Source organism: Colwellia sp. 6M3 (genome assembly GCF_014077595.1).
GTDB lineage: Bacteria > Pseudomonadota > Gammaproteobacteria > Enterobacterales > Alteromonadaceae > Cognaticolwellia.
In genome coordinates this window covers 1-2,034 of record NZ_JACGWF010000176.1, presented here as the reverse complement: position 1 = coordinate 2,034, position 2,034 = coordinate 1, and the positions used below count along the sequence as shown (strand labels likewise).

The 2,034-nt window shown below is 38.6% G+C and carries 1 protein-coding gene and 1 rRNA gene; both read right to left on the bottom strand.

The window, feature by feature from the left end:
- A 16S ribosomal RNA gene (locus tag H4J50_RS18800) occupies window positions 1-130 on the bottom strand; the annotation flags it as partial.
- Window positions 131-1,050: 920 nt separating this feature from the next.
- Window positions 1,051-1,908 (bottom strand): tetratricopeptide repeat protein, encoded by an 858-nt coding sequence (locus H4J50_RS18795; RefSeq protein ID WP_182198072.1) that lies wholly within the window; start codon window positions 1,906-1,908, stop codon window positions 1,051-1,053.
- Between the last annotated feature and the right edge of the window lie 126 nt (window positions 1,909-2,034).

Here is a 2,034-nt window from a genome sequence, read left to right as displayed (position 1 = left end):
TTCCCAAGCATTACTCACCCGTCCGCCGCTCGTCAGCAAAGAAGCAAGCTTCTCTCTGTTACCGCTCGACTTGCATGTGTTAGGCCTGCCGCCAGCGTTCAATCTGAGCCATGATCAAACTCTTCAATTAAAAAAGTTTTATGTCTTTCGACAGCTCAATGAATTCTGAATTTTTGTTTTTGTTGCCAAAAACGAATTGACTGTGCGTTATTATTTTCACTTTTAAAAAAGTGAAATCAAAACAGCTCAAGGCTGAATCTTTTAATAACATATGGTCACTCAGTTTCAATTGAGACTCTAATTTGCTTGCCTCGCTACCTAAGTAGCTTGGCTGTTAGAACTCAATCTGTACGAGTGCCCACACAGATGATTGCTTTATATTGTTAAAGAACGTTTGAGTCGCTTTAGCGTCTCAAGGGATGCGAATAATACACCCTTTATTTCTCGAGTCAACACTTTGTTTTAAACTTTCTTTCGACAATTTAAAACCGAAGTTTTATTTAACTCTCTGAGTAGTTCGTGCCTTGCTATGCTTCGGCCTTTCCCGTCTCAGTGGGGTCGCATTATAGGGAGCGGCGGATTTTACGCAAGCGTTATTTGCATAAAATAGTAATTAAAATTAAGCCCCAAGCAAGCACACATGATAAGCACAAGTTACCCACAAAAACCTGTTGATAACTCTTGTTTTTATATAGCTAAACCATTCTATAGCTTTTAATTAAAACCTTAAAAATGCAAAAAGCACCTTATTTAGGTGCTTCTCAAAAGTAATAGTTATTAGAATCTAGGGTCTGTTTATCTTTCAAGGTTAAATTTGCAGCAGCCTGTTTGGTATTCAGGCAAGGCAGAGCCTATGTAGTGTGGTTACTCCCCATAAATAGGCGATAACGTAGCATTAATGCCAAACAGGCGCTGCCCAAAGGGTTCTTCCTAGGGGCTATTTACTCTTTGTTGCTCGGTTTTTACTTAGCCCACTAGGTTACAAATCTCGCGCCGCGATTAAACACCCCCTAGTTTGAACAAATTTTAATCCGCAAAGAGCAACAGACCCTAGTATAAAATACTATATAACTTGCGACGATACTTAGCTGCGAGTGCGTCGCCATCAGGTAAAGAGGCAATAATGGCTAAAAAGCTTGGTTTTGCTTCGTTGAAGTTCAGATCTTTTTGTAGAACTGTAAACAGTACATCCAATGCTTCTTCTTTTCTGCCTGCTTCATTGAGTAAAATACTGAGCTCTTCTTTTAATTCTAGGTCATTTGGGTACTTTTCTACTTGTTGTTGCTTTTCTTTAATCTCCGGTGAGTCTTTTGCTTCAAGCGCAGCTTCGCATTTTGCTTTTATATTATTAAAGTAAGCATCTTGCTCTTGTACGTCTATTGTATTTATAAGCGCTTGGGCTTCATCTACCTTGTGAATTTGAATACATATGTCTGCAAGCACTAATTTGATGCGTGCATTACCGCTGTCTATTTCATAAGCTTGCTTTGCATAATTAAATGCAGCATTTAAATCTGACTTTAATAACGCTTGTTTTGCTTGCTCTAACAGTAAGTCTTGTTGCGCAGGTAAATGCTTTGCTAGGGCTTCGCGTATTTGTGCCTCACTTTGAACACCTGCAAGTAAATCTACAGGTGCAGAGTCTTTTAATAATACAAGCGTAGGCAGAGTTTGAAGACCAACTTGTTGCGCAAGTTGAGAAGCGAGTGCTTGCTCTGCATCGCAATCTAGGTTTGCTACTACTATATAGCTTGCATATTCAGCCGCTACTTTATCTAAAATTGCAGCCTGTCCGATGCATTCAGGACTTTGAGGAGAGAAAAAGTTAAGCAACACCAATTTTTGCTGTGATGTTTCACCGAGTACTTGTTGAAGGTTTTGCGCATTAATACTAACTATGTTGCTCATTGAATTGATTGCCATATTCATCTATTTAGGTTTTTATATGGTGGTGAACATAATAATTACAAGTCATATACCTAAATCATCCGGTATACATATTCAACAATGAGGGAAAACATGAAATTAACTTAT

What these genes read in the sequence shown, in the direction of transcription:
- H4J50_RS18795 (WP_182198072.1), bottom strand. Translation starts at nt 1,908, where the DNA reads ATGAGCAACATAGTTAGTATTAATGCGCAAAACCTTCAACAAGTACTC.